Origin of the sequence: Sphingomonas sp. Leaf25, from assembly GCF_001421635.1 — a bacterium.
Lineage (GTDB): Bacteria > Pseudomonadota > Alphaproteobacteria > Sphingomonadales > Sphingomonadaceae > Sphingomonas.
Map to the genome: position 1 here is coordinate 421926 of NZ_LMKU01000012.1, position 19477 is coordinate 441402.

A 19477-nucleotide genomic window follows, 5' to 3' on the forward strand; every position below is an offset into this window, starting at 1 on the left:
GGTCGCAATAGCGTTGCATTGTCCGAATTGTGCCGATAGATGCGCTTCATATTGAGAGTGAATCGCATAAGGGGGAATGATGGCGCGTTGGAACCGATCGACGGCATGGGCCGCGAGTGTGGCCACGCTGGCGCTGGCGGCCCCGGCATGGGCCGAACCGGTGGTCGAGGCCACGGCGGAGGCGGAAACCGATGAGGAAGCGGCGCAGCGCGGCGACGACATTATCGTTCTGGGCAAGAGCTATGGCCAGGCGGTCGGCAAGACGGTCACGCCGCTCAAGGACGTGCCCAACATCATCACCGTGATCGATCAGGAACAGTTGCAGCAGCGCAACCTGTTCACCCTTGAGGACGCGCTGACCGTCACCAACGGCGTGACGATCACCGGCGTCGGCAGCGAGGACCCGTCGTTCCTGTCGCGCGGCTTCACCATCAACAATTATCTGGTCGACGGCGTGCCGACGCTCGGCTTCGGCTTTCCTGCCGTCGTCCCCGACCTGTTCCTGTACGACCGGGTGGAGGTGCTGCGCGGGCCGGCGGGGCTGTTCAGCGGTGCCGGCAATCCGGCGGGGAGCATAAATCTGGTGCGCAAGCGTCCGTTCGATGATCTCCGGGTAAGCGCGTTGGCCGGCTATGGCAGCTATAATAACTTCCGGGGCGAGGTGGACGTGTCCACACCGCTCGACGACCGCTCGGGGTTGCGGCTGGGCGCGTTCATCCACGATCAGGACCAGTTCTTCGACGTGGCGCACCGCTATCGCGTCGGCGCGTTCGGCGTGGCGGATACGCGGATCGGCGAGAACACGACGATCACCGTCGGCGGCAATTACGAACTGTTCAAACCGGCGATCCAGTCAGGCCTGCCCGGCCTCATCGGCGGGGCCGACGGCAGCGACGGGCAGTTGCTCGACATCGACCGCTCGACCTATCTCGGGGCCGACTGGAACCGCTTCCGCTCGGAAAGCTGGTCGGGCTTCGTCGAGGTCGCGCACCGGGTCAGCGACCGCTGGACGCTGCGGGCCACCGGCCTGCTCACCGACGTCGATCGCATCGACATCTACAGCTATATCGGCAACCAGCCGATCACCGCGACCAACGGCGTGACCAGCCACATCGCCTATCGCGGCGACAGCACGATGCAGACCCGCTCGTTCGACTTCAACGGGGTGGGCAGCTTCCCGGCGTTCGGGCGCGACCATACGCTGATCCTCGGGGTCGATTATCAGGCGCTGTCGACCACCTCCGCTTTTTCGCGGCGGTCGAATTATGCCCAGATCAACGTGTATAATCCGGTGTCGCCCGCCGAACCCGATCTCGATCCTTATGCGCTGGCGACGGGCAAGGTCGTCGGTGGAAGCGATGCAGAAACCGAACAATATGGCATCTATGGTCAGACGCGCGTCAACTTGTTCAAGGGGCTGACGCTCGTCGGCGGCGGGCGAATGACGTGGTGGGACACGACCAATGTCACGACCTCGGCACAGCTTGTACGGGGCCTTCCTTCGACCTACAGCTTCGACGGGCGCTTCACTCCCTATGCCGGGGTGGTGTGGGACGTCACGCCGCAGTTGAACGTCTATGCGAGCTACGCCGACAGCTTCACCCCGCAGCCGCCGCCCGCTGGCCGCTTCCGCCCCGACGGCGAGGCGATCGAGCCGTTGATGGGCGCGCAATATGAAGCGGGAACCAAGCTGTCGCTGATGAACGACCGGCTGCTGCTTTCGGCCGCCGTCTATCAGATCACGCAGGACAACCGCCTGTTCAACGACCCCAATCTGATCGACGTCGTCTATCAGATCGGCAAGGTCCGCGCGCGCGGGATCGAGGCGGAAGCGAGCGGCGAGATCCTGCCGGGCTGGCGGATCAACGGCGGCTACAGCTTCACCCGCACCAAATATCTGGAGGATGCCAACACCACGTTGGAGGGCCTCAGCCTGCTGCCGGTGATCCCCGAACATATGGTCAAGCTGTTCACCAACTACGCCCCGGTCGACGGACCGCTGGCTGGGGCCAGCGTCGGTGCGGGCGTGACGTGGTTCGACAAAACATGGAGCGGCACGGCGGCGGGCACCAATGCCAACGGTTCGTTCCGCCCGTCGACGATCGTGCGGCAGGGGGCCTATGCCGTCGCCGACCTGCGCGCCGGCTATGCGATCAACGACAAGGTGACGCTGGCGGTGAACGTCAACAACCTGTTCGACCGCGACTATTACGCACGCATCTCCTCGACCGGGCGTGGCAATTACTACGGTGTTCCCCGCACCGTGTTCGCCAGCGTGCGCGTCGGCCTGTGACGAGCGCGGGGCAGGCACGCCACATCCTGTGGCGGCGGGGGATCGACAATCTGCTGCGGATCGTCGCGGCGATGCCGGTCGGCTACGGCGTTGCCAGCCTGTGGGCGATGGCGCTCGCCCGCATCCTGCCCGGCGAACGGTCGGCGGCGACCATCACCGCGACGCTGATCGCGTTCGTGCTATGCGCGGCGGCGGTGATGTGGGCTTATGCCGCGCGCAGCGGCTGGCGGGCGTTGTGGACGCTGGGCGTGGCAGGCGCGGTCGCGGCGGCGATCACCTGGGGTTCGATCGCGATCGGAGGACGGCTGTGAGCAAGGGGTTCCGCCAGTCGCAATCGACGCTCCATACCTGGTCGGGGCTGCTGCTCGGCTGGGTGCTGTTCGCGGTGTTCGTGGCCGGCACCTCGGCCTATTGGCGCGAGGCGCTCAACCGCTGGGCCCGGCCCGAACTGACGCAGATCGTCGATCCGGCGCAGGTCGTGGGCAGCGCGGCCGCCGTGCTTCAGCGCAAGGCACCCGACGCGCAAAGCTGGTTCATCACCGTGCCGACCCGCGACAGCGCGGGGGCAAGCGTGTTTTGGGTGCCAGCCGCCAAGGAAGGCGAAGGCAAGCAACGCCGCCGCGGCCGGCGCGATACCAGCGCCTTCATCGGGGCGGACGGCGTTGAGGGCACCGCGCGCGAGACTCGCGGCGGCGACTTCTTCTACCGTTTCCATTTCGACCTGCACTATATGCCGGTGTTCTGGGCGCGCTGGATCGTCGGTATCGCCGCGATGTTCATGCTGGTCGCGATCCTGAGCGGGATCGTGACGCACAAGAAGATCTTCAAGGATTTCTTTACCCTGCGGCGCGGCAAGGGGCAGCGATCGTGGCTCGACGGGCATAACGCCAGCGCGGTGCTGGCGCTGCCGTTCCACCTGATGATTACCTACACCGGCCTCGTCACGCTGATGGCGATGCTGATGCCATGGGCCGTCACCGCCAACTACAGCGACGAGGCGAAGCTGTTCGCCGACGTATTCCCGCAGGCCCCGGTCGCCGAGCGGGCGAAGGTCGCAAAACCGCTGGTCGATCTGGCGGTGTTGCTCAAGGATGGCGAGCGGCGGCTGGGTGGCGAGGTCGGCTATATCACCGTGTTCAATCCCGGCGACGCGGCGGCGCGGGTGACGATGACGCGCGGCGGCACGTCGATGCTGTCGGCGCGCGCCCCGGCGATCGGCTATGACGGGACGACCGGGCGGCTGTTGTGGCAGGCCCCGGCCCCCAATGGCGCGGTGGTGACGCAGGGGGCGATGGTCGGCCTGCACGCCGGGCGGTTCGGTGACTATCCGCTGCGCTGGCTGTATTTCCTGTGTGGGATCGCAGGCTCGCTGATGGTCGCCAGCGGGCTCGTCCTGTGGACGGTCAAGCGGCGCGAACGGCTGCCCGATCCCACCCGCGCCCCGTTCGGCTTCCGGCTGATCGAACGGCTGAACATCGGCTTTATCGCCGGTTTTCCGATCGCGATGACGCTGTATCTGTGGGCCAACCGGCTGCTGCCGGTCGACATGGCCAGCCGCGCCGATGGCGAGATCAACGCGATGTTCGCCGGCTGGGCGGTCGTATTCGCCTATGCGCTCACCCGGCGGCCGGCGCGCGCGTGGGTCGAACTGCTGGTGCTACAGGCAGGATTGCTGGTCGCGCTGCCACTCTACAATATCGCCCTGCTGCCGACCGGCCTCTTCGCCAGCATCGCGCGCGGCGACTGGGTGCTGGCGGGGGCCGACCTGACGTTCGTGGCGCTGGGCGCAGGGTTCGGCTTCGCCGCATGGCGGGTGCATCGCTTCCGCCCGAAGCCGAAACGGGTGCGTAGCGCGCCTGCCATTTCCTCCGACGCATGGGCACCCGCCGAATGATGATCGTCGCATTGCTCGCCGCACTCGCCGGCTTCGCGCTGCTGGCGCTCGCCACCCATCGCCATGGCGACCGGCTGGGTGGCGCGCGCCAGTGGCGGCGGCCGGCGGGTTGGGCGCTGATCGCGCTGTCGCTCGCCGCCGCGTTCGGCGCATGGGGGCCGGTCTATGGCGCTATCGGCGGCATGGGGCTGCTGATGCTTGCGGCAGGCGCGAACCTGCTCGCACTCAACCTCACGCGGCGGTGAGCGCCCGCCAGTCGGCGAAGGCATCGCGCGCGCGGGCGGTGTAGAGCTTCTTGCGATCGGCCTTCTTGGTGCGCCCGGGAATCGGCGGCATCAGCCCGAAATTGACGTTCATCGGCTGATACGTCTCCGCCACCGCCGCGCCGGTGATGTGATGCAGCAGCGCGCCCAATGCCGTCTCGACCGGCGGGCTCCCAAGCTCGCGCCCGGCCAGCTCGGCGGCGGCGAACCGCCCGGCCATCAGCCCGACCGCGGCGCTTTCGACATAGCCCTCGCACCCGGTCATCTGCCCGGCGAAGCGCAGATGCGGCCGCGCCTTTAGCCGCAGCGTCGGGTCGAGCAGTTCGGGCGAACGGATGAACGTGTTGCGGTGCAGGCCCCCCAGCCGCGCGAACTCTGCATTCTCCAAGCCCGGAATGGTGCGGAACAGCCGCACCTGCTCGCCATGCTTCAGCTTGGTCTGGAAGCCGACGATGTTCCACAGCGTTGCCGACGCATTGTCCTGCCGCAACTGCACGACCGCGTGCGGCCAGCGCCCGGTGCGCGGATCGTCGAGCCCCACCGGCTTCATCGGCCCGAAGCGCAGCGTATCCAGCCCGCGCTCGGCCATCACCTCGATCGGCATGCAGCCCTCGAAATAGGGCACGTTCTCCCATTCGCGGAACTCGGCCTTTTCGCCGGCCATCAGTCCGGCGTGGAAGGCTTCATACTGCTCACGGTTCATCGCGCAGTTGATGTAGTCCTTGCCGTCGCCCTTGTTCCAGCGGCTCTGGAACCACGCCTGTTCCATGTCGATCGACTCGAAATGGACGATCGGCGCGATGGCATCGAAGAAGGCGAGCGCCTCGGCACCGGTCGCCCCGCCGATGTCGCCGGCAAGGGCAGGGGCGGTCAACGGCCCGGTGGCGACGATCGTCATGCCCTGTTCGGGCAGCGTGTCGACCCGTTCGCGCACGATGGTGATGTTGGAATGCGCGGCAAGCGCCGCCGTTACCCCGGCGGAAAACCCGTCGCGGTCGACTGCCAGCGCCGATCCGGCGGGCACCTTGTACTCGTCGCCCTTGGCCATGATGAGCGACCCCAGCGCACGCATCTCCGAATGGAGCAGCCCGACCGCGTTCGATTCGGCATCGTCCGACCGAAAGCTGTTCGAACACACCAGCTCGGCCAGCGAATCGCCCTGATGCGCGGGCGTGGTATCGCCGCCACCGCGCATTTCCGACAGGCGGACCTTCGCCCCGGCCTGCGCCAACTGCCACGCCGCTTCGGACCCGGCGAGGCCGCCGCCGATGATATGTACGTCATATTGCATGGCAATGTGCTTAGGGCGTCGGACCGTAACGGGCAATGAACGATCGGCCCGTCGCGCTCATCGTTCGGCGCGCTGGCGCAGGATACCGAGCAGGTTGTTCTCCAGATCGCCGAGGAACAACTCACCCCACAGCCGTGAATAGGCGTTGACCGGCGTGGTGATGCGATAGCTGGTATGCACGGTCAGCAGGGTGCGGCCATCGCCAAGCGGCGTCATCCGGTATCCGCCGGTCGTCACCCGGAAATACCGGCTGTCGGGGCGCAGGTGGCGATCGGTGAAATCCCACCCGTCGCTGTCGTCGAACACGAAACGCCAGCCGATCCGGCGACCCGGCTGCCAATCGATGATCCGTTCGCGAAAGCGGATGCCATATTCCCACACGCCGATCCGTTCGCCGCCGATGCCGTCGCGCGACAAGGTCGCGCCGATCGGGCGGGGGATGCCGAAAATGTCCTGCGACACATTCCACCGACCCTCGCCCGGCCGAACGTCGGGCACGCCGCGCAGCAACGGCCACAGCGTTTCGGGCGATGCGGCGATCACCGCGCTGCGCTCGACGGTGGCATGGTCGGTCGGCAGGGGGATCGCCGGTTCGATCTGCATGGCGAGCAGCGGAACGACCAGCAGCGCGGCGGAATGCAGCCGGTTGCCCGCGTCCCCACGCCGTCGCAGGCGATAGGCGATCACCGCACCGATGCAGCCGCTCCCCAGCCACAGCGGGGTCAACATCAGCACGCAGATCACGCCTTCCCGCAGGACGACTGCCGACAACAGCATCGCCGCGCCATAGAGATAGAGCGAAACCTTCATATAGTGGCTGAGCGACCGGGTGGCCAAGGGATCGGAGACATAGCCGGCGAAAGCCGAGATACCCGCCGGCAGGAGCAGCAGGAACGAGAAGCTGACGAGACCGGAATCCGGCTGGGTCGCCTCCAGCATCAGATACGCACCAAGCGCGACGATCAGCGCGACGCCGATCGCACCGGCGATCCGCAGCCCGGCGCTCGGGGTAGGGGGAGTGTCCGGTTCCATCATGTCCTCCACGCGCTATTGTTATGACGGTTATTTCTGTAATTTCAGAAAGATACTCACAAAAAAAGGTGGGCTTAATCCCCCCGCCGGCCAGGCAAGAAACGGGCGATCTTGCCGCCGAGCTTCATCAGCGCCACCAGCGTCGGTTTGGGCAGCACCCGCATCTGTTCGTACCAGGTGCCGAGCGCGCCGATGAAGTCGTACATCGCCAGCACCCGTTCGCGCAGATGCGGCGGGGCGCCCTTGTCGGTCGCCAGCCGCGACGACAATTCGTTCAGCAGCGCGATCGTCGGGTCGATCTCTCGGCGTTTCCGTTCGGCGACGATCCGCAACATGATCTCCCATGAATCGGTTTCGGCCACGAAATGGTCGCGCCGGTCGCCCTCGACATGGACCCGGCGGACGATGCCATAGGATTGAAGTTCCTTGAGCGCGGTCGATACGTTCGACCGCGCAAGCCCCAACGCATCGACGATCGAGTCAGCGGGTAACGGCCGGTCGGACAGGTACAGCAGTCCATGCACCTGCCCGACCGAGCGATTGACCCCCCATTGCGTCCCCATCTCCCCCCAATGAAGGATGAAGGTCCTGGCATCGGGATGGTCGAGCAGTGTCATCGATTCTCTCTATTTCTGTAAAGACAGAAATATCGGAAAGCGCTGCCTCCGTAAAGCGCCGTCTCCGCCTGTGTTGCCATCCGGCGGCACGGGCTGGATCGCGCGCCGTATGTGCCCATATCCACGGCGATGACGATACGCATCTACACCATCGGCTATGAAGCCGTGACCGTCGCCGAATTCGTTGCGGCGTTGCAAGCCGCCGGCGTGCGGCGGGTGATCGACGTGCGTGCGCTGCCGCTGTCGCGGCGACCGGGGTTTTCCAAATCGGCGCTGGCCGCCGAACTCGCGGGCCACGACATCGATTACATCCATCTGAAAGCGCTCGGCACGCCCAAGCGCGGTCGCGATGCTGCCAAGAAGGGTGATGTCGCCACGCTGCGCGCGGTGTACGACCAACAATTGGGCCTGCCCGAAGCACAGGCGCAGGCGGCGATCATGTTGGGCCTCGCGGCGGAACTGCCCTCGGCATTGCTGTGCTTCGAACGCGACCCGGCACATTGCCACCGCACGCTGCTGCTCGACGCGGTGGGCGAGGGGGCGGAGGTGGTGGCGCTCTATCCGTAGCCGGCTTTCTCCCCTCCCTGACAAGGGAGGGGCCGGGGGTGGTAGGCTTGGGGCTGGTGCTGCCGTTCCCTCGCTGACCGACCCACCCCCAACCCCTCCCTTGTCAGGGAGGGGAGCAAGTCAGCTCGTCACCGGCCGCTGCACCCGCCCATCGTCATCGCGGTGCAGCGGCCCATAGGCCACCACGCTATCCAGCGGCAGCGGCGCATAGAGGTGCGGAAACAACTGCCCGCCGCGCGACGACTCCCACTTCACCGCGTCACCCAGCGCGTCGAGATCGACCTCGGCGACATGCAACGCCTCCTGCCCCGCGAAGTGCTTGTCGACCGTCTCGGTCAACTGGTCGAACGTCGACAGGTGGATATAGCCATCGGCCAGATCGACCGGCGCCCCGGCAAAGCTGCCGTCGGCCTCCAGCGCCGCCATCTGGCCGGCGGTCAGCACCTTGTAGGCGGTGGCGGGGTGGCTCATTCCTCGACATCGCCTTCGCTGATCGTGTCCGGGCCGGTGCCGTCGTCGAGCAGGATGCCGTCCCCGGGCGCGATGCCCGGCGCGGCGGCCACTTCCTCGGCGATCATCGCTTCCGCCGGATTCTCCGGGGTTTCGCCCTCGTCGATCTTGGCGGCGGAGACGACCTGTTCGCCCATCCCGACGCGGAAGATCGTGATCCCCTGCGTATTGCGCCCCGCCACGCGGATGTCGCCGACGGTGGTGCGGATCAGCTTGGCCTGATCGGTCACGAGCATCAGTTGCTCGCCGTTATGCGCCGGGAAGCTCGCCACCACCGGACCGTTGCGGTCGGAGGTGACGATGTTGGTGATCCCCTGACCCCCGCGATTGGTCCGGCGATATTCATAGGCGGAGGTGCGCTTGCCGAAGCCGTTGGCGGTGACGGTAAGGATGAACTCCTCCGCCGCCTCGAACGCCGCCATGCGGTCGGCGTCGAGCGTGACCTCGCGGTCGCCCTCCTTCCACGGCGCGGCCTTCAGATACGCCTCGCGCTCCTCGGACGTCGCGTCGAACCCGCCGAGGATCGACAGCGAGATCACCTCGTCCCCGGTGGCGAGGTTGATGCCGCGCACGCCCGTAGAGGTGCGGCTCTGGAACTCGCGCACGTCGGTCGCGGCGAAGCGGATCGCCTTGCCTGCCTTGGTCGCCAACAGCACGTCGTCGGTTTCGGTCAGCAGCGCGACGCCGATCAGCCGGTCGGGGCTGTCGTCCTCGAACCGCATCGCGATCTTGCCCGCCGTGGGGATGTTGGCGAAGGCATCCATCGAATTGCGCCGCACCGTGCCGTTGGCAGTCGCGAACATGACGTGCAGGTCGGCCCAGCGATCCTCATCCTCGGGCAGCGGCAACACGGTCGAGATCGTCTCGCCGGTCGCCAGCGGCAGCAGGTTGACCATCGGCCGCCCGCGCGTCGCCGGCCCGCCTTCGGGCAGACGCCACACCTTCATGCGATACACCTTGCCGGCGGTCGAGAAGAACAGGACCGGCGTGTGGGTGCTGGTCACGAACAGGTTCGTGATCGCATCCTCGTCCTTGGTCGCCATGCCGGCACGGCCCTTGCCGCCACGCTTCTGCGCGCGGAAAGCGTCGAGCGGCGTGCGCTTGATATAGCCCTGCACCGTGACGGTGACGACCATCTCCTCGCGCTCGATCAGGTCCTCGTCATCGATCCCGTCGGCCGCGCCGGCGATCTCGGTCCGCCGCGGCGTCGCGAATTCGGCGCGAACCTCGACCAGTTCCTGCCGCATGACCGCGTACAGCTTGGCGCGGTCGCCGAGGATGTCGAGCAGATGGGTGATCGATCCGGCCAGTTCCTTCAGCTCGTCGCCGATCTCGTCGCGGCCGAGCGCGGTGAGACGGTGGAGCCGCAGGTCGAGGATCGCACGGACCTGAAGGTCGGACAGCCGGTAATAGTCGCCGACATGATCGGCCTCGACCGCCTCGACCAGCTTGAGATAGGGCGCGATCTCGGCGACCGGCCATTCGCGCATCAACAATGCGGCGCGGGCGGCGGCGGGGCTGTCCGATCCCCGGATCATCCGCACCACTTCGTCGAGGTTGGTGACGGCGATGACGAGGCCGAGCAACAGATGCGCCCGGTCGCGCGCCTTGGCCAGTTCATACTTCGACCGGCGGGTGATGACCTCTTCGCGGAAGCCCACGAAGGAATCGATGATCTGGCTGAGGTTGAGCAGTTCGGGCCGCCCGCCGCGAATGGCGAGCATGTTGGCGGCGAAGCTCGACTGCGCCGGGGTGTGTCGCCACAACTGGTTGAGCACCACATCGGGGGTCGCGTCGCGTTTCAGGTCGATGACGATCCGCACGCCCTCGCGGTTCGATTCGTCGCGAATGTCGCTGACGCCCTCGATCCGTTTGTCCTTGGCGGCCTCGGCGATCTTTTCGACCAGCCCCGACTTGCCGACCTGGAACGGGATTTCGGTCAGCACGATCGACCGCCGCTCGCCACGCGCCTCGACCATGTGGCGCGAGCGCAGGATCACCGATCCGCGCCCGCCGGCATAGGCCGCACGCGCCCCCGCCCGGCCGAGCATCAGCGCGCCGGTGGGGAAGTCCGGCCCGGGCACGATCTCGCACAATTCCTCATGGGTCAGCGGCTCGCCGCCCTCCACGCGCCGGTCGATCGTCGCGAGACAGGCATCGACCACCTCGCCCAGATTGTGCGGCGGAATGTTGGTCGCCATGCCAACGGCGATGCCGCCCGCGCCGTTGACCAGCAGATTGGGGAAGCGCGCCGGCAGCACGGCGGGCTCACGCTCCGACCCGTCGTAGTTCGGCACGAAATCGACGGTATCCTTGTCGAGATCGTCGAGCAGCGCCATCGCCGACTTGGCGAGGCGCGCCTCGGTATAGCGCATCGCGGCGGGCGGATCGGGGTCCATCGATCCGAAATTGCCCTGACCGTCGATCAGCGGCAGCCGCATCGACCATGGCTGCGCCATGCGCGCCAGCGCCTCATAGATCGCGCTGTCGCCATGCGGGTGATATTTACCCATCACGTCGCCGACGATGCGCGCCGATTTGCGGTACGCCTTGCCCGGCACGAAGCCGCTTTCCTGCGCGGAAAACAGGATGCGGCGGTGAACGGGCTTCAACCCGTCGCGCACGTCGGGTAGCGCCCGCGCCACGATCACGCTCATGGCATAGTCGAGATAGCTCGACCGCATCTCCTCGACGATCGAAATGGGAGCAATATCGGAGGGGTCGGCGAGCAGCGTCGCTTCGGTCAATTTACAGGCTTTCGGGGAATGTTTCGATTGCATGGCAGCCTAGCCGGTCAGCCAGCGAAAGCCAAGCATCACGGGCGAAACCGGGAACATGGCGCGGCGCGGGCGGTTGGCGGGGGATGCGCGATTTCCAACGCCTGCTGCGCGACCTGCCGCCCGCCGCCGTCGATCTGACGACGATCGCCGTCGCGGTGATCGCCGCGTTGTTGCTCCACGCCGTCGCCTTTCGCGTGCTGCGCCGCTTTGCCGCGCGTACGCCGGGGTCGGTCGACGACACCTATGTCGATCATGCGTGGCGGCCGATGCGCTGGATCCTCGTCGCGATGGCGCTGGCCAGCGTCCGCCGTCCGCTGCGCCTGCCCGACCGGTGGGACGATCTGTGGACGCAGGGCGCGGGGCTGATCGTACCGCTGCTGATGGGCTGGTTCGCGATCGCGATGATCCGCGCCTCGGTCACGGCGATCGAGATCGCGACCGACATCACCGTCGCCGACAATCTGCGCGCAAGGCGGCGGCGGACGCGCAGCGCGATCCTCGGCCGGATCGCGATCATCGCGATCGGCTTCATCACCGTCTGCCTGATGCTGTTGTCGATCCCCAGCATCCGCTCGATCGGCGTTACGCTGATGGCGTCGGCGGGTCTGGCAGGCCTTGCGGTCGGCGCCGCCGCGCAGCCCGCGCTCAAGAACATCATCGCCGGCGTGCAGATGGCGTTCACCGAACCGATCCGCATCGACGACGTGGTCATCATCGAAAACGAATGGGGCCGGATTGAGGAAATCCGCCTGACCTATGTCGTCGTCCGGCTGTGGGACGAACGGCGGCTGGTGGTGCCGGTGTCGAAATTCCTCGAATCGAGTTTCCAGAACTGGACGCGCACCACTAGCGGGCTGCTGGGATCGGCGTTCTTCTGGCTCGACCCGACCGTCAACATCCCCCGCCTGCGCGCAAAGTTCGAGGAACTGGTGCAAGCCGATCCGCTGTGGGACGGCCGCGCCCACGTCCTGCAAGTGACCGATACCAAGCCCGACGCGATCGAGGTCCGCATCCTCGCCACCGCATCGGACGCCGCCCGCGCCTTCGACCTGCGCTGTTCGCTGCGCGAGGGGATGCTGGCCTATATCCGGGACGAAATGCCCGAGGCGCTGCCCAAGCGGCGGCTGGTGATGGAGGACGCAACCAACTCCCCTCCCTGACAAGGGAGGGGGCGGGGGTGGGTAGGGTCGTGGCGGACGTTCCGTTCCCGCGCAGGCCGACCCACCCCAACCCCTCCCTGTCAGGGAGGGGTTAGAGGCACCTCACCCCCAAACCCGCTCGCGAAACCACTTCGTCAGCACATATTTCGCACCCTCGCGCACCTTCATGCCGTGATGCAGCGTCGCCGGGTTCGGCGTCCCGTCGCTGCGCAGGTTGTTCCATGCCAGCAGCTTGCCCGTCTCGGGCTGGACGATCTTGTCGATCCCCTTGAACCGCGTGGCGCCGCCCGCGCCGGGCTCGTTCAGATAGAGCATCACCGTCCACGTCCGCTGCCCCGCGACCGAGCAGTAGCGCGCGAAGTCGCGCCCCTGCGGATCGAAATAATCGGTATGTGCCTTGAACTCCTGCCCCACCGCATAGCGTTGCCCCTGGAGCGGCTCGCCATGCGCCGGGTCGAGCCCGCTGAACCCGTGGATCAGCGCCTCGGCCGCCGCGACCACCGGATCGCTCGAATCGAGATCGCAGGTTTCGCTGGTGCGAAACGTCGGGTCGCCGTTCGCGTCGGCGATGGTCGAGGGGCGGCGCTTCGCATCGATTCGCTCGATCAGTGCGGCACATAGCTCGGGCGGCACCATCGCCCGGCGGATGAACAGCGTCAGCTTGGGGCTTGGCACGCGCTGCACGCCCGCTTGCGCCAGCATGTGATCGATCACCGGTTCGGCCGGAAAACCCGAACCGAAGCCGGGGCGGGGGGCGGGATGTGCTTCCATCGCCGCCGCTCCTGCCAGATCGTTTCGCCGCACGCCACCGCTTGACCGCCGCGTTTCCCCCCGCTAAGCGCGCCCTTCTCACGGCGACCGTAGTTCAATTGGTTAGAGCGCCGGCTTGTGATGCCGGAAGTTGCGGGTTCAAGTCCCGTCGGTCGCCCCATCCTTTCTCAGAGCTGGAACCGCGCCGTGCAGACCGATTGGGGCTATCCCGACTTCGACGACCACGAGGGCGTTCATCTCTTCTCCGATCATGTCACCGGCCTGCGCTGCGTCATCGCGGTGCATTCCACCGCGCTCGGCCCGGCGGCGGGCGGCGTGCGCTTCTGGCGCTATGCCGACAGCGGTGCGGCGATCACCGACGCGCTGCGCCTGTCGCGCGGCATGAGCTTCAAGAATGCGATGGCCGGCCTGCCGATGGGCGGCGGCAAGGGCGTGGTGCTGGCACCCGAGGGCGGGGCCAAGACGCCCGAACTGCTCGCCGCGTTCGGCCGCGCGGTCGAATCGCTCGGCGGGCGCTACGTCACCGCCGAGGACGTCGGCATGTCCGAAGCCGACATGATTACCATTTCTGGTGCCACCAAGTACGTCTCCGGCCTGCCGGTCGCGGCGGGCAATGCCGGCGGCGATCCGGGGCCGTTCACCGCCATGGGCGTCTATCTCGGCGTCCGCGCGGCGGCGAAGCGTGCGCTGGGCAGCGACGAGATGCGCGGCGTGCGAGTCGCGATTCAGGGTGTCGGTTCGGTCGGCGGCGGGCTTGCCCGGCTGCTGGCGAAGGACGGCGCGGTGCTGACGCTAGCCGATGTGAACGAGGCGAAGGCCGAGGCGCTGGCGAGCGAACTGGGTGCGGCGACCGCCGATCCGGCGAGCGTGCTGACCATGGACGCCGACATCGTCAGCCCCAATGCGCTGGGCGCGGTGCTCGACGCCACGACGATCGCCGCGCTCAAGGCGAAGGCGGTGGCGGGCGGCGCCAACAACCAGCTCGCAACGGCGGCGGACGGTGCCCGGTTGCAGGAGTGCGGCATCCTCTACGCGCCCGATTACGTCATCAACGCCGGCGGCATCATCAACGTCGCGCTCGAATATCTCGGCCACGGCGACCGTGCCGAGGTCGAGGCGCGCATCGCCCGCATCCCCGACCGGCTGGTCGAGGTATGGGACGAAAGCGACGCCACCGGCCGCTCGAACGCGCAAGTCGCCGACAGCATCGCCAAGCGGCTGATCGGTCGGGGCTGAGCCCCCCCCTTCGTCATTCCCGCGCAGGCGGGAATCCATACACGCAGCGCATCGGATGGACTCGCAACGTCGGCGTCTATGGATTCCCGCCTGCGCGGGAATGACGATGGAGAGACAAGTCGCGCATCCCATTGCCCTCCACGCCCCCGCGCCCTAGACAGGCGGCGACCGTGTCCAGCCTTCACGCCCTTGCCAATCCCCGACGGTTCCTGTCGATCGCGAAGCCGCTGACGCCGCTCCTGCTGTGGGGCGGGGCGGTGCTGTTCGCGATCGGTTGCTGGGCGGGGCTGACGCAGACGCCGCCCGATTATCTCCAGGGCGAAAGCGTCCGCATCCTCTACATCCACGTCCCCGCCGCATGGCTCGGCATGGGCGGCTGGTCGGGCCTCGCCATCGCCAGTGTCGTCTATCTGGTGTGGCGCCATCCGCTGGCCAATGTCGCCGCGCGCGCCATCGCGCTGCCCGGCGCGGTGTTCGCCGCCGTCTGCCTCGCGACGGGCTCGATCTGGGGCCGGCCGACATGGGGGACATGGTGGCAATGGGACGGGCGGCTGACCTCGATGCTGCTGCTGTTCTTCGTCTATCTCGCCTATCTGGCGCTCGCCCGCGCCGATGCCGAGCGCGACGGCGACGGGCGGATCCCCGCGCTGTTCGGCATCGCCGGCACCGCGCTGCTCCCGGTCATCCGCTATTCGGTGCTGTGGTGGAACACGCTGCATCAGGGGCCGAGCATCACGCTGACCAAATCGACGATCGATCCGGCGATCCTGTGGCCGCTGGGCTTCACCGCCGGTGGAGCGAGCCTGTTGTTCGGCGCGATCGTGCTGATGCGGATGCGCACCGACCTCGCCCGGATCAAGGCCGAGGCGCGGCTGCGCCGGCGGGCGGCGATGCCGTGAACCACTGGCCGTTCATCCTCGCCGCCTATGGGCTGGGCGTCGGCGCGCTGGCGACGCTCGCCATCACCTCATGGATCGCGATGCGCCGCGCGGAGCGGCCGTGAGGGCCAAGAACCAGCGGCTGATGCTGATCGTCCTCGCCATCGTCGCGGTCGTCGGCGCGGTGCTGCTCGCCATGTCGGCGCTGGGTGAGGAAGCCGCCTTCTTCTACGCGCCCGCCGATGCGAAGGCCGCGCCGATCGACAAGCCGGTGCGGCTGGGGGGGNGGATCGGTCGCCCATGCCGCCGACGGCGTCACGATCACCTTCACCGTCACCGACGGCACGGCATCGGTCCCGGTCCGCTTCGCCGGCATCGCACCGGACCTGTTCCGCGAAGGATCGGGCGTGGTCGCCGAGGGGCGCTTCGTGAAGGGTGGCGGTTTCGTCGCCGACAATCTGCTGGCCAAGCATGACGAACGCTACATGCCGCCGCAAGCCGCCGGCACGATGCACAAGACCGAGAGCCTGAAACCATGATCGCCGAGGCCGGCCTCGCCGCGCTGTGGCTGGCGGCGGCGATGGCGCTGCTGCAACTGGCGATGGCGGCGATCGGCCTATCGGCGCGTCATGACGATCCGCCACCGATCGCGGCGCAACTCCTCGCCGCCGTCCGCCCGGTGGCGATGGTGCAGGCGCTGCTCGCCGCCGGCGCCTTCGCCGCGCTGCTCGCCGTCTTCGCGCGCACCGACTTGTCGGTCCTGCTGGTCGCCGAGAACAGCCACACCGCCAAGCCGATGCTCTACAAGATCGCCGCGACCTGGGGCAATCACGAAGGGTCGATGCTGCTGTGGGTGACGGTGCTGGCGCTGGCGGGCGGCGGCATCGCGCTGTTCGAACGGCTGCTGGCGGTGCGCACCCATGTAGCGACATTGGGCGGGCAGGCGGCGATCGCGCTCGGCTTCTATGCGTTCCTGCTGTTCGCCTCCAACCCGTTCGCCCGGTTGTCGCCTGCCGCACCCGAGGGGCTGGGGCTCAACCCGCTGTTGCAGGACCCCGGCCTCGCCTTCCACCCGCCGACGCTCTACCTCGGCTATGTCGGGCTGTCGGTCGCCTTCTCGTTCGCGATCGGCGCGCTGGTGACGCGCGACGTCGGCCGCGATTTCGCGCGCGCGATGCGGCCGTGGGTGCTCGGCGCATGGGTGTTCCTGACGATCGGTATCACCGCGGGCAGCTACTGGGCCTATTACGAGCTGGGCTGGGGTGGCTGGTGGTTCTGGGACCCGGTCGAGAACGCCTCGCTGATGCCATGGCTCGCCGCCACCGCGCTGCTCCACTCGGTGACGGTGCTGGCGACGCGCGATGGCCTGCGAGCATGGACGATCATGCTCGCGGTCGTCGCCTTCTCGATGTCGATGGTCGGCACCTTCCTCGTCCGCTCGGGCATCCTGACCAGCGTCCACGCTTTCGCGGTCGACCCGAGCCGGGGCAGCTTCATCCTCGCGCTGCTGCTGCTCTATATCGGCGGCGCGCTGGCGCTGTTCGGGGCGCGCATCGGCACGGTACGGCAGGGGACTCTGTTCGACCCCGTCAGCCGCGAAGGCGCGCTCGTCCTCAACAACCTGCTGCTGTCGGTCATCCTCGGCATCGTGCTGATCGGCACGCTCTACCCACTGGTGGCGCAGGCGTTCGGCGTGCAATTGTCGGTCGGCCCGCCGTTCTTCAACAAGGCGGCGGGGCCGGTGGCGCTGGCGCTGGTCGCCGCCACCGCGCTCGGCCCCAGCCTGCGCTGGCGGCGTGACAAGGGCCGCGCGGTCGCGCGACGGATGGCGCTGCCCGGCGGTGCCGCGCTACTGGCGCTGCTCGCTTTGGTCGTGCTGAGCGATGCCGGGGTGCTGCCGGTCCTCGGCCTGTCGCTCGCCGCCGGCCTCGCCGTCGCGAGCATCCTGCCGATCGCCGCCCGCGTGCCGTGGCGCACGCCGCTGTTCACCTGGGGCATGGTCGTCGCGCACTTCGGCGTCGCGGTATCGCTCGCCGGCATGGCCGCCGACAGCGCGTTCACCGCCGAACGCCTCGTCGCCGCCAGCCCTGGCACCACCACCGCGATCGGCCCGTTCGCGATCCGCTTCGACGGGATCAAGCCGGTCGTCGGCCCCAACTGGTCGGCGGTGCAGGGGCGGCTGGTCGCGACGCGCGGGGACGGGGCGCCGTTCGTGCTGCGCCCCGAACAGCGCTTCTTCGCCAATCCCCCGACCGAGACGAGCGAGGCGGCGATCACCACCTTCGCCGACGGGCAGCTCTATGTCGTGCTCGGGCGCGGCGACGGCGCGGGGCGGCGACAGCTCCGGCTGTGGTGGAAGCCGTTCGTGACGCTCATCTGGGCGGGCGGCGGGCTGATCGCGCTCGGCGGGCTGTTGTCGCTGGTCGGCCGCGTCCGTCGCCGCCGCCGCCCGGTCCCGCGCGAGCGCTACGCATGACGCGCCGCATCCTGTGGGTGCCGCTGCTGGTGTTCGTCGTGCTGGCCGCGCTGTTCGCGTGGGCGCTGCCGCACGGGCCGCAGGGCCAGGTTCGCTCGCGCCTGATCGGCAAGCCCTTGCCCGCCTTCACCCTCGCCCCCGCCGTTCCCGGCAAGCCCGGCCTGTCGAACACCGGTTTGCAGGGGAAGCCCCGCCTGCTCAACGTATTCGGAAGCTGGTGCGTGCCCTGCGCCGCCGAAGCCCCGCAACTGGCGAAACTGCGCGCCGCCGGGGCGACGATCGACGCTATCGCCATCCGCGACACGCCCGCCGACATCGCCCGCTTCCTCGCCGACTATGGCGACCCCTATGCCGCGATCGGCGACGACAAGGCGAGCGCGGTCCAGCTCGCGCTCGGATCGTCGGGCGTGCCCGAAACCTTCGTGATCGACGGGCAGGGCCGCATCGCCCACCAGCATATCGGCGCGATCCGCGACGAGGACGTGCCGGTGCTGCTCGCCAAACTCAAGGAAGCCGAATGATCCGCTTCCTCGCTCCCGTCGCGCTGCTGATCGCCGGCCCCGCCGCCGCACAGTCGCGCGTGCCGCCGCCCGCGCTCGCCGACACGCAACTGCCTGATCCGGCGCGCGAGGCGGAGGCGAAGGCGCTGATGGAAACGCTGCGCTGCCTCGTCTGTCAGGGCCAGTCGATCGCCGACAGCGATGCCGATATGGCCGCCGACATGCGCGCGCTCGTCCGGCAGCGCATCGCGGCGGGCGACCGCCCGGTCGCGGTGCGCGACTGGCTGATCGAACGCTATGGCGACTATGTGAGCTACGACCCGCCGCTGTCGTCCGCCACCGGGCCGCTGTGGATCGCGCCGCTGCTGTTGGTCGCTCTCGGCGGCTGGCTCGCCTCGCGCAGTTTCCGGCGGCGGCGATGAGCGGCTGGCTGATCCTTGCGCTGCTTGGCGGCGGCGTCTTCGCCATCCTCGCCATTTTGCGCGTCGGCCGTCCGCTGTGGAGTTTCGTCGGCGCGGCGTTGATGCTGGGCGCGGCGGGCTATGCGTGGCAGGGGCGCCCGTCGCTCGCCGGCGCTCCCCGCGAAGCGGCACGCGCGCGCCTGCCCGACGATCTCGCTGCCGACGATCTGCGCGACGCGATGTGGGGCCGCTTCACCTACGACTATGCCTATGCCGTCGCCGCCGACGGCCTTGCCAAATCGGGCGCGAACGAGGCTGCGGTCGGCGCGCTGCTCGGCGGGTTGCAGGGTGCACCGCAAAGCGCGCGGCTGTGGACCCGGCTCGGCAGCGCGATCCTCGCGCACGATGGCGGCCGGGTCCTGTCGCCCGCCGCCCGCCTCGCCTTCGATCGCGGGCTGACGCTCGCCCCGGATCATCCCGCGCCGTATTTCTATTACGGCATGGCGCTGGTGCAGACCGGCGACCTGCCCGGCGCGAAGCGCGCATGGCTGGCGTCACTGGCGCGGACACGGCGCGACGCCAGCTATCGTGAGGATTTGGCGGTGCGGCTGGTGTTGCTCGACCGGCTGATGGCGATGCAGAAGGGGCGGTAGGTCAGCTCCTGGCCTGTCCGTCTCGTTACAACCTTGTAAAACACGTCATCCCAGCGAAGGCTGGGATCTCATGGAGCAATCGCGCGACGCGAGCCGCGAGAGACTCCAGCTTTCGCCGGGGTGACGGTTCGGGGCGGATGGCGGAGCGTTCAGAA

The 19477-nt window shown here is 68.1% G+C and carries 20 protein-coding genes, 1 tRNA gene and 1 pseudogene; 16 read left to right on the forward strand and 6 right to left on the reverse strand.

Features of this window, described 5'->3' with window-relative positions; all coding sequences use genetic code 11:
• Positions 1–79: 79 nt before the first annotated feature.
• Genes ASE78_RS06535 through ASE78_RS06550 form a run of 4 tightly spaced genes read left to right on the forward strand, consistent with a single transcriptional unit; the run spans position 80 to position 4432 of the window.
• On the forward strand, positions 80–2293 hold the full coding sequence (locus ASE78_RS06535) for a TonB-dependent siderophore receptor (RefSeq protein WP_056495310.1): 2214 nt from the start codon (positions 80–82) through the stop codon (positions 2291–2293).
• On the forward strand, positions 2290–2604 hold the full coding sequence (locus ASE78_RS06540) for a hypothetical protein (RefSeq protein ID WP_056494706.1): 315 nt from the start codon (positions 2290–2292) through the stop codon (positions 2602–2604). The genes ASE78_RS06535 and ASE78_RS06540 overlap by 4 nt, the downstream gene beginning before the upstream one ends.
• Positions 2601–4187: a PepSY-associated TM helix domain-containing protein gene (locus ASE78_RS06545; RefSeq protein WP_056494709.1), complete on the forward strand. Its 1587-nt coding sequence runs from the start codon at positions 2601–2603 to the stop codon at positions 4185–4187. Before ASE78_RS06540 ends, ASE78_RS06545 begins: the two co-directional genes overlap by 4 nt.
• Positions 4187–4432 (forward strand): DUF3325 family protein, encoded by a 246-nt coding sequence (locus ASE78_RS06550; RefSeq protein WP_235514896.1) that lies wholly within the window; start codon positions 4187–4189, stop codon positions 4430–4432. Before ASE78_RS06545 ends, ASE78_RS06550 begins: the two co-directional genes overlap by 1 nt.
• Here the strand turns inward: ASE78_RS06550 and trmFO are convergent.
• From trmFO to ASE78_RS06565, 3 genes are all read right to left on the reverse strand, one after another.
• Positions 4419–5741 carry a methylenetetrahydrofolate--tRNA-(uracil(54)-C(5))-methyltransferase (FADH(2)-oxidizing) TrmFO gene (trmFO, locus tag ASE78_RS06555; protein WP_056494714.1) on the reverse strand — a complete coding sequence of 441 codons (1323 nt, stop codon included), beginning with the start codon at positions 5739–5741 and terminating at the stop codon, positions 4419–4421. The genes ASE78_RS06550 and trmFO overlap by 14 nt on opposite strands.
• A gap of 57 nt (positions 5742–5798) precedes the next feature.
• Positions 5799–6773 (reverse strand): SRPBCC family protein, encoded by a 975-nt coding sequence (locus ASE78_RS06560; protein ID WP_056495313.1) that lies wholly within the window; start codon positions 6771–6773, stop codon positions 5799–5801.
• Between the two features lie 74 nt (positions 6774–6847).
• Positions 6848–7390, reverse strand: a complete 543-nt coding sequence (locus ASE78_RS06565; protein ID WP_056494717.1) for a GbsR/MarR family transcriptional regulator — start codon at positions 7388–7390, stop codon at positions 6848–6850.
• A 135-nt stretch (positions 7391–7525) separates the two neighbouring features.
• On the opposite strand from ASE78_RS06565, the gene ASE78_RS06570 reads away from it, so the two are divergent.
• A complete protein-coding gene (locus tag ASE78_RS06570) occupies positions 7526–7957 on the forward strand; it encodes a DUF488 family protein (RefSeq protein ID WP_414886817.1) in 432 nt (143 codons plus the stop codon).
• Positions 7958–8077: 120 nt separating this feature from the next.
• Here the strand turns inward: ASE78_RS06570 and ASE78_RS06575 are convergent, their stop codons facing one another.
• Together ASE78_RS06575 and gyrA are read right to left on the reverse strand one after the other, a co-directional pair.
• Complete coding sequence (locus tag ASE78_RS06575) at positions 8078–8428, reverse strand: DUF952 domain-containing protein (RefSeq protein ID WP_056494721.1); 351 nt, start codon at positions 8426–8428, stop codon at positions 8078–8080.
• Entirely contained in the window at positions 8425–11214 is a 2790-nt protein-coding gene (gyrA, locus tag ASE78_RS06580) for a DNA gyrase subunit A (RefSeq protein WP_056494724.1), read from the reverse strand. Before gyrA ends, ASE78_RS06575 begins: the two co-directional genes overlap by 4 nt.
• Before the next feature lie 116 nt (positions 11215–11330).
• Here gyrA and ASE78_RS06585 point away from each other — a divergent pair, with 116 nt between their 5' ends.
• A complete protein-coding gene (locus ASE78_RS06585) occupies positions 11331–12407 on the forward strand; it encodes a mechanosensitive ion channel family protein (protein ID WP_055756393.1) in 1077 nt (358 codons plus the stop codon).
• 102 nt (positions 12408–12509) lie between these two features.
• Here the strand turns inward: ASE78_RS06585 and ASE78_RS06590 are convergent, their stop codons facing one another.
• Entirely contained in the window at positions 12510–13178 is a 669-nt protein-coding gene (locus ASE78_RS06590) for a prolyl hydroxylase family protein (RefSeq protein WP_056494727.1), read from the reverse strand.
• Positions 13179–13261: 83 nt separating this feature from the next.
• Between ASE78_RS06590 and ASE78_RS06595 the strand changes: the two genes are divergently transcribed.
• From ASE78_RS06595 to ASE78_RS06630, 10 genes and pseudogenes are all read left to right on the forward strand, one after another.
• Positions 13262–13338, forward strand: a tRNA-His gene (locus tag ASE78_RS06595).
• 26 nt (positions 13339–13364) lie between these two features.
• Positions 13365–14414: a Glu/Leu/Phe/Val family dehydrogenase gene (locus ASE78_RS18920; protein WP_056494731.1), complete on the forward strand. Its 1050-nt coding sequence runs from the start codon at positions 13365–13367 to the stop codon at positions 14412–14414.
• A 170-nt stretch (positions 14415–14584) separates the two neighbouring features.
• Positions 14585–15313, forward strand: coding sequence for a heme ABC transporter permease CcmC (gene ccmC / locus ASE78_RS06605; protein ID WP_055756388.1), 729 nt, complete (start codon positions 14585–14587; stop codon positions 15311–15313).
• On the forward strand, positions 15310–15417 hold the full coding sequence (gene ccmD, locus ASE78_RS18615) for a heme exporter protein CcmD (protein ID WP_156351313.1): 108 nt from the start codon (positions 15310–15312) through the stop codon (positions 15415–15417). The genes ccmC and ccmD overlap by 4 nt, the downstream gene beginning before the upstream one ends.
• On the forward strand, positions 15414–15578 hold a 165-nt coding region (locus ASE78_RS19475), incomplete at its 3' end, for a cytochrome c maturation protein CcmE (RefSeq protein ID WP_235514916.1). The genes ccmD and ASE78_RS19475, both read left to right, overlap by 4 nt.
• 1 nt (position 15579) lies before the next feature.
• Positions 15580–15831 (forward strand): annotated as a pseudogene (locus tag ASE78_RS19480) (cytochrome c maturation protein CcmE); the annotation flags it as partial.
• Complete coding sequence (locus tag ASE78_RS06615; RefSeq protein WP_056494736.1) at positions 15828–17768, forward strand: heme lyase CcmF/NrfE family subunit; 1941 nt, start codon at positions 15828–15830, stop codon at positions 17766–17768. The pseudogene ASE78_RS19480 and the gene ASE78_RS06615, both read left to right, overlap by 4 nt.
• A complete protein-coding gene (locus tag ASE78_RS06620) occupies positions 17765–18289 on the forward strand; it encodes a redoxin family protein (RefSeq protein ID WP_056494739.1) in 525 nt (174 codons plus the stop codon). The genes ASE78_RS06615 and ASE78_RS06620 overlap by 4 nt, the downstream gene beginning before the upstream one ends.
• Complete coding sequence (locus ASE78_RS06625) at positions 18286–18690, forward strand: cytochrome c-type biogenesis protein CcmH (protein WP_056494741.1); 405 nt, start codon at positions 18286–18288, stop codon at positions 18688–18690. The genes ASE78_RS06620 and ASE78_RS06625 overlap by 4 nt, the downstream gene beginning before the upstream one ends.
• Positions 18687–19322, forward strand: coding sequence for a tetratricopeptide repeat protein (locus tag ASE78_RS06630; protein ID WP_056494744.1), 636 nt, complete (start codon positions 18687–18689; stop codon positions 19320–19322). Before ASE78_RS06625 ends, ASE78_RS06630 begins: the two co-directional genes overlap by 4 nt.
• The last annotated feature ends 155 nt before the right edge of the window (positions 19323–19477 follow it).

Coding starts and splice junctions, on each gene's coding strand:
- ASE78_RS06535 (WP_056495310.1), top strand. CDS start 80: ATGGCGCGTTGGAACCGATCGACGGCATGGGCCGCGAGTGTGGCCACG.
- ASE78_RS06585 (WP_055756393.1), top strand. CDS start 11,331: ATGCGCGATTTCCAACGCCTGCTGCGCGACCTGCCGCCCGCCGCCGTC.
- ASE78_RS06560 (WP_056495313.1), bottom strand. CDS start 6,773: ATGGAACCGGACACTCCCCCTACCCCGAGCGCCGGGCTGCGGATCGCC.
- trmFO (WP_056494714.1), bottom strand. CDS start 5,741: ATGCAATATGACGTACATATCATCGGCGGCGGCCTCGCCGGGTCCGAA.
- ASE78_RS06550 (WP_235514896.1), top strand. CDS start 4,187: ATGATCGTCGCATTGCTCGCCGCACTCGCCGGCTTCGCGCTGCTGGCG.
- ASE78_RS06625 (WP_056494741.1), top strand. CDS start 18,286: ATGATCCGCTTCCTCGCTCCCGTCGCGCTGCTGATCGCCGGCCCCGCC.
- ASE78_RS06565 (WP_056494717.1), bottom strand. CDS start 7,390: ATGACACTGCTCGACCATCCCGATGCCAGGACCTTCATCCTTCATTGG.
- ASE78_RS06590 (WP_056494727.1), bottom strand. CDS start 13,178: ATGGAAGCACATCCCGCCCCCCGCCCCGGCTTCGGTTCGGGTTTTCCG.
- ASE78_RS06620 (WP_056494739.1), top strand. CDS start 17,765: ATGACGCGCCGCATCCTGTGGGTGCCGCTGCTGGTGTTCGTCGTGCTG.
- ASE78_RS06575 (WP_056494721.1), bottom strand. CDS start 8,428: ATGAGCCACCCCGCCACCGCCTACAAGGTGCTGACCGCCGGCCAGATG.
- ASE78_RS06630 (WP_056494744.1), top strand. CDS start 18,687: ATGAGCGGCTGGCTGATCCTTGCGCTGCTTGGCGGCGGCGTCTTCGCC.
- ASE78_RS06615 (WP_056494736.1), top strand. CDS start 15,828: ATGATCGCCGAGGCCGGCCTCGCCGCGCTGTGGCTGGCGGCGGCGATG.